This is a genomic window from Intrasporangium sp. (assembly GCF_036566125.1).
Lineage (GTDB): Bacteria > Actinomycetota > Actinomycetes > Actinomycetales > Dermatophilaceae > Intrasporangium.
On sequence record NZ_DATCWX010000162.1, the window covers coordinates 1 to 6823 of the forward strand.

7 protein-coding genes are annotated in these 6823 nt (G+C 70.5%); 3 read left to right on the top strand and 4 right to left on the bottom strand.

Features of this window, described 5'->3' with window-relative positions:
- Positions 1–237: hypothetical protein (locus tag VIR15_RS09590; RefSeq protein WP_331927250.1), on the bottom strand; the 237-nt coding region annotated here is incomplete at its 3' end.
- A 165-nt stretch (positions 238–402) separates the two neighbouring features.
- Between VIR15_RS09590 and VIR15_RS09595 the strand changes: the two genes are divergently transcribed.
- A complete protein-coding gene (locus VIR15_RS09595) occupies positions 403–1539 on the top strand; it encodes an alpha/beta hydrolase (RefSeq protein WP_331927251.1) in 1137 nt (378 codons plus the stop codon).
- Here the strand turns inward: VIR15_RS09595 and paaI are convergent.
- Both paaI and VIR15_RS09605 read right to left on the bottom strand, forming a co-directional pair.
- Positions 1522–2007: a hydroxyphenylacetyl-CoA thioesterase PaaI gene (gene paaI, locus VIR15_RS09600; RefSeq protein WP_331927252.1), complete on the bottom strand. Its 486-nt coding sequence runs from the start codon at positions 2005–2007 to the stop codon at positions 1522–1524. The genes VIR15_RS09595 and paaI overlap by 18 nt on opposite strands.
- Positions 2007–3179: a 3-hydroxyacyl-CoA dehydrogenase NAD-binding domain-containing protein gene (locus tag VIR15_RS09605; protein ID WP_331927253.1), complete on the bottom strand. Its 1173-nt coding sequence runs from the start codon at positions 3177–3179 to the stop codon at positions 2007–2009. Before VIR15_RS09605 ends, paaI begins: the two co-directional genes overlap by 1 nt.
- Before the next feature lie 54 nt (positions 3180–3233).
- Between VIR15_RS09605 and paaN the strand changes: the two genes are divergently transcribed.
- Both paaN and VIR15_RS09615 read left to right on the top strand, forming a co-directional pair.
- Positions 3234–4958: a phenylacetic acid degradation protein PaaN gene (gene paaN / locus VIR15_RS09610; RefSeq protein ID WP_331927254.1), complete on the top strand. Its 1725-nt coding sequence runs from the start codon at positions 3234–3236 to the stop codon at positions 4956–4958.
- A gap of 72 nt (positions 4959–5030) precedes the next feature.
- Positions 5031–6353 carry an MFS transporter gene (locus VIR15_RS09615; RefSeq protein ID WP_331927255.1) on the top strand — a complete coding sequence of 441 codons (1323 nt, stop codon included), beginning with the start codon at positions 5031–5033 and terminating at the stop codon, positions 6351–6353.
- Between the two features lie 19 nt (positions 6354–6372).
- Here VIR15_RS09615 and VIR15_RS09620 read toward each other — a convergent pair.
- Positions 6373–6823: SbcC/MukB-like Walker B domain-containing protein (locus VIR15_RS09620; RefSeq protein ID WP_331927256.1), on the bottom strand; the 451-nt coding region annotated here is incomplete at its 5' end.

Here is a 6823-nt window from a genome sequence, read left to right on the forward strand (position 1 = left end):
GGGGCGGCGGAGCCCGCGCGCGAGGAAGACGAGCATGAGTCCGGCTGCTGCCGCACCGGCGCGGGCCACCGCGGGGGCGAAGGGGGGAAGCAGCTCGCCGACGGCCCGGAAGCGCTCGTGCAGCGCCGGCGTCAACGCGCTGACGAGAGTCACGATGCCGAGGAGGGCGATGACCCGGGACAGGAAAGGCGGAGCGGTGAGCCACCCGCCACGCCAACGGCCCCGGACGATCCTCACACCCCATTGTGTGCGCCCGACAGGCCGTCCGCTGGCCCAGTGAGGACTCTCTGGGCAACTTCACAAGGAGCGCTCGACGACCTCACAGTGGGCGCCCAGCGGACCGATGGAGCGTTGGGGAGTCGGCGATACCGGCCGGCTGAGGTGGGACGGAAGGCGGCGCCGATGGCGCTCACAGGTCACCTGTTCATCGCGGTCCTCGTCCTGATTGCGCTCACCCTCTTCGTCCTCGTGTTGCTGGACCTGCCCCGCGCTCGCCGCAGGTGGGCCCGTCGCTCGGTGCGCGGCGTGGAGGTCGTGGCGCTGAACCTCGTGGTCGTCACCCCCTGCTTCGCACTCCTGAACGACCAGTACGTCTTCTACGAGAGCTGGGGCGACCTCCTCGGCAGCCAGGGTCGGGCCGTGGGTCGTTCGTACGGGGCCCAACCGGCAGCGGCCGCCGCGGGCGCTGTCGGGAGCCGGTTCGCCCATTGGTCGATCCCCGCCCGCCTGCCCGACCTGCCCAGCCCGGGTGCCCGCCTGCAGACCTACTCGATCCCGGGTGCGGCACCCGGCATGTTCCACCAGGTTCTCGTCTACCTCCCGGCGGGATACCACGCGAGCTCGCCCCGGACCTACCCCGTGCTCGTCGGGCTACCGGGACTCCCCAGCACGCCGGAGAACTGGATCCACATGCTGGGGATCGACTCGACGGTGGACGCGGCCGTCGCGTCCCACCACCTCGCCGCGCCCATCCTCGTCCTGCCGCAGGTCAACGAGCCACCCATGTTCGACACCGAGTGCGTCGACTCGCCGGACCCCGCCGGCCCGCACATCGACACGTGGCTCTCCAGCGACCTGCCGCGGTGGATCGTCGGCCACTTCCGGGTGACCAGGGCGCGCTCGGCCTGGGCGGTCATGGGTTACTCCTACGGCGGCTGGTGCGCCGCCTCGCAGCTCTTCCGGCACCCGGACCTGTACTCGTCAGGTGTCGTCTTCGAGGGCTACTTCCATCCCGAGTTCACCCAGGCCTTCGATCCGTTCCCGCGGGGATCACCGCAGCTCGCCGCCTACGACCTCGCGAGGCTCGCGGCAGTGCACCGGACCCGGGTTGCGTTGTGGATCCTGGCAGCCAAGGGAGACCACAACTCCTACTCGAGCACGGAGCGGTTCCTCGCCGCGGTCCGTCCGCCAACCTCGGTGACGGCCGAGATCCTGCCGACCGGCGGTCATCGGATCAGCGTCTTCCTTCCCTACGTCCCGATGGCGATCCGGTGGCTCGCGACCAACTCGCCGGGCTTCACGTCAGCGGCCCCCGCCTGACGTGCGCAGGGACCGGGAACGGCCCCGGAACTCAGCGACGATCTGACCGTCGGACTCACGCTTCACCGTCACGTCGGTGATCCCACTCCGCCCGAAGGCCGAGCGCACCATCGCCTCCGCCACGAGGACGTCGCCGAGGCGGCTCGGAGCCGTGAACGTGATGTCCGCACCTGAAGCGACGGTCAGCGACCCTCTCGAGTTGCACGCGAGCGCGAACGTCGAGTCGGCGAGCGTGAAGACGAAGCCGCCGTGGCAGATGTCGTGCCCGTTGACCATGTCCTCGCGGATCGGCATCCGCACGACCGCGTGGTCCTGCTCGATGACGAGCGCGTCCATGCCGAGCCGGCGCGACGCCTCGTCGTCGGCCCACATCTGACGGGCGAACGCGACGCCGGCCTCCGCGTCGGCATCCGTGTCAGCACCGGTGAGGCCCGGCACCGCGGTCCGTGCTCCAACCGGGTCGGTCATCACACGCTGCCGTCCGTCAGCGCCGGGCTGGGCCGGTAGCGCCCGCCCGGGAACGCCCGGTCCAGCTCCGCGATCTGTCCCGCCACCACGTCGAAGCCGATCTCGCGACCCCACTCGATCGGCCCGCGGGGATAGCGCGTCCCGAGCACCATGGCGATGTCGACGTCCTCGGCGGATGCGTCGCCCCGCGCGACGAGGTCGACGGCCTCGTTGACGAGCATCGCCACCGTCCGGGCCAACGGGTCCGTCTCGATCGGGCCACCCACCAGCTCTTCAGCCAGCCCAAGATCAGGGTCACCTCCGACGCGAACGTCGTCAGCGGCATACGAGTAAACGCCTTCACCCGACTTGCGACCCAGCTTCCCGGACGCGACAAGACGCCGCTGGAACTCAGTGGGCGCATACCGCTCGTCGCGGTCCGTCTGCTCCCAGACGGATGTGCCGACGGCGAGGTTGACGTCCTGCCCGATGAAGTCGGTCAGCTCGAAGGGGCCCATCGGGAAGCCGCCCTTCTCCCGGAGGATCCAGTCGATCGTGGCCGGGTCGGCCACCCCGGACTCGGCCATCCGCTGCGCCTCGCCGTAGAACGGTCGCGCGACGCGGTTGACGATGAAGCCCGGCGTCGAGGCGCAGCGCACCGGGGTCTTGCCCCAGGCACGCATCAGGTCGACCGCAGCGTCGAGGACCGCGCCGCTCGTCCGCACGCCATGGACGACCTCGACGAGGGCCATGACGGGCGGAGGATTGAAGAAGTGCAGGCCGAGGACCCGCTCGGGGTGGATGACGGCGTCGGCGATCGCCGCGATGTCGATGCTCGAGGTGTTCGTCGCGAGGATCGTCGTGGCCGGCTGGCTGGCGCCGAGGTCGGCGAAGACCTTCCGCTTGAGCGCGAGGTCCTCGGGCACGGCCTCGATGACGAGCCCGCACTCGGGCAGGTCGTGGACCGACCCGCCGGGCACGAGGCGGCCGCGCACGGCGTCGGCCTCGTCGGCTGCGAGCCGGCCCTTGGTCACGAGACGCTCGAGGTTGCTCGCGAGCCGGTCGACCGCGGCTTCGGCGGCTTCGGGGATCGAGTCGACGAGACTCACCCGATGGCCTGCCGTGGCCGCGACCTGGGCGATTCCCGCTCCCATCGCTCCGCTGCCGATGACTGCGACGTCGCTCATCTCCATGGGGCCATCCTGCCCCGTCGGCCCACGGCCTCGACACGGCCTAACCTTGGAGGCGTGACTGCACAGGCAACGAAGCCCACCCATCCGCTGCTCGACCAGCACGCCGGCGTCCTCGACGAGATCCGTCAGGCGCTGACGTCGCGCTCGTGGTACTCGCGCTACCCCGAGTCCCCGTCCCCGCGTGTGTACGGCGAGACGGCCGCCGCCGAGGGGCTCGCCGCGTACGAAGCACTCCTCAATCAGCCGTATGCCGCTGAGCTGGCTTCCGCCGTGGACGGCACCTTCGTGGGCAGTGAGGTCTCGCCCTACGGTCCGACGCTGGGGGTCGCCTACCCGGTGCTCGACCTCGATGCCGGCCTTGCGGCTGCCGAGGCCGCGATCCCCGCCTGGCGTGACGCGGGCCCGCAGGTCCGGGCCGCGGTGTGCGTCGAGATCGTCGACCAGATCAACAAGCGGTCGTTCGAGCTGGCCAACGCCGTGATGCACACGTCGGGACAGCCGTTCGTCATGTCGTTCCAGGCGGGTGGGCCGCACGCGCAGGAGCGGGCGATCGAGGCCGTGGCCGCCGGGCTCATCGAGCAGGAGCGGGTGCCCGAGTCGGTCGTGTGGGAGAAGCCCGGCAAGGACCGCGAGGGCAACCCCGCACCGATCCGGATGCAGAAGGACTACCGGATCGTCCCGCGCGGCATCTCCCTCGTCATCGGCTGCAACACCTTCCCAACGTGGAACGCCTACCCCGGGATCTTCGCGTCCCTGGTCACCGGGAACCCGGTCGTCATCAAGCCGCACCCCCGCGCGGTGCTGCCGCTCGCGATCACCGTCGACGCGGCGCGGAAGGTGCTTGCAGAGGCCGGCTTCGACCCGGCGCTCGTCCAGCTCGCCGCCGAGGCCGACGGGCAGGGGCTCGCGAAGACGCTCGCCGAGCGCGACGAGATCGCCATCATCGACTACACCGGCGGGCCGGCCTTCGGGGCGTGGCTCGAGGAGCGGGGGGCGGCGCTGGGCAAGCTCGTCTACACCGAGAAGGCGGGCCTCAACACGGTCGTCGTCGACTCGACCGACAACCTCAAGGGGGTGCTCGGCAACCTCGCCTTCTCGCTGACGCTCTACTCCGGCCAGATGTGCACCGCGCCGCAGAACATCTACGTGCCCTCGACCGGTGTGGAGACGGACGAGGGGCACCTGTCCTTCGACGAGTTCGGCGAGCGCCTGGCTGGGGCGGTCTCGCGCCTGACCGGTGACGATGCGAAGGCCGTCGAGCTGCTCGGGGCCACGGTCAACGACCAGGTCCGGTCGAACGCCGACTCGCTCGAGTCGATCGCGGCCGAGGCCGAAGGTCGGGTCGTGCTCGACTCACGTCGCGTGGTGCACCCGTCCTACGCCGAGGCGGTCGTCCGGGCACCGGGGCTGGTCGCCGTCGACGTCCAGCGGGAGGACGTGTACACGCAGGAGTGCTTCGGGCCCGTGGGGTTCCTCATCCAGACCGCCTCGACGGACCAGTCGCTCGCCCAGCTCGCCGACACCGTCCGCGAGCACGGCGGCATGACGGCCTCCGTCTACTCGACCGACGAGACCGTGCTCGAGCAGGCCCGCCAGGCCGCGGTGGACGGTGGTGTCGCCCTGTCCGAGAACCTCACCGGCCAGATCTTCGTCAACCAGACGGCCGCCTTCTCCGACTTCCACGGGACGGGGGCCAACCCGGCCGCCAACGCGGCCTACACCGACGCGGCCTACGTCGCGAACCGGTTCCGCGTCATCACCTCCCGCCGCCACGTCTGACGCCCACACCCCAATCGAGTGAACAGGAATCGGGCCCGCGAGCCTGAGTCGAATGTGCAGAAAGCGCCACGCATGACCACCACGATGACCCGGCTCGACCGGGGCACCTTGCAGCGCAAGGTCATTCGGACGCTCGTCGCCACCCAGATCCTCGGTGGGGTGGGCATGGCGAGCGGCATCGCGGTCGGCGCCCTGCTCGCCGAGCAGCTCAGCGGGACGGAGGCGCTCGCCGGGGTCGGGACCACCTCCCAGGTCCTCGGCAGCGCGCTCATCACGATCCCGGTGGCGCGTGTCATCGCGGGGCACGGACGTCGGATGGGCCAGTCCCTGGGGCTCGCAGTCGCCTTCGTCGGCGCGGCGCTCGTCATCACCGCGGCGGTGGCAAACTCCTTCCCGCTCTTCCTCGTCGGGATGTTCCTCTTCGGCGGAGGCACGACGGCGAACAACCAGGCTCGCTACGCCGCGGCCGATCTCGCCGAGCCGGCCCATCGTGGCCGGGACCTCTCCATCGTCGTCTGGGCCACGACGATCGGCTCGGTGGTCGGGCCGAACCTCATCGGTCCCGGCGTCTCGGTCGCCCGCCTCGTCGGGATCCCGGACCTGGCCGGCTGTTTCATCTTCTCGCTTGCCGGCTTCCTGCTCGCCTGGCTGGTCGTCAACCGCCTGTTGCGTCCCGACCCGCTCCTGACTGCACGCGCGCTCGAGGCCACGGAGCACGAGGAGCGAGCCCAGCGGCATACGGCCGGACTGGCGGAGGGAACCACGACGGGACCGGCGCCCGAGGCACCCAACCACGACGGTTCGATGCGGCGGGGTATGTCGGTGATCCGCGCGAACACTCGTGCGCTTCGGGCCGTGCTCGTCATGGGGCTCGGGCACCTCGTCATGGTGAGCGTGATGGTCATGACGCCGATCCACATGAAGCACGGGGATGCCGAGCTCGAGGTCATCGGCTTCGTCATCTCGATCCACATTCTCGGCATGTACGTCCTGTCGCCTGTCGTGGGTACGGCCGTCGACCGGTGGGGCGGGCGAGTCATCGCCATGCTCGGTGGCGTGATCCTCGCCATTGCCTCCGGCCTCGCCGCCCTCTCGGAGGCCGGCTGGTCGGTGCTCCTGCTCGTCGCGCTGTTCCTCCTCGGCGTCGGCTGGTCCTGCACGCTCGTGTCCGGGTCGACCCTGCTCACCGCGGCGGTCGCCACCGATGAGCGGCCGGCGACCCAGGGACTCGCCGACGTCTTCATGGGGCTGGCTGGCGCGGGCGGTGGGGCGGTGGCCGGAGTCGTGGTCGGGTCGCTCGGCTACGCGTGGCTCGCCGGGGCTTCTGCCGTCGTCGGCGTCGTCATCCTCGGGATCGGGGCTGCCATGTCTCGGGAGAGTTCGCAGGTCGCCTGAGTCGGAGAGCGCCATCGCGTCAGGCGGTGACGCGGAGCGTCGAGGTGCGATCGTCTTTGACGAGGATCTCGATGCGGTCCGCGACTCGGGACTTGAGCTCGGTGACGTGACTGACGATGCCGACCGTGCGGCCACCGGCCCGCAGACCCTCGAGGGTGTGCATGACGTCATCGAGGACGTCAGGGTCCAAGGTGCCAAAGCCTTCGTCGACGAAGAGCGTGCCGAGGTCGACGCCGCCCGACTCGGCGCGGACCACGTCCGCCAGAGCCAGCGCGAGCGACAGCGAGACGTAGAAGGTCTCGCCCCCGGACAGGGTGCCGACGTCGCGAACCTGGTTGGTGTGCATGTCGTGGACCCGGACGCCGAGGCCCGACTTCGCGTTGCCCTTCTTGGCATCGGTGTGCTCGAGGGAGTAGCGCCCACCCGAGAACCGCGCGAGCTCGGTGTTCGCCGCGGCGAGGACCTCTGCA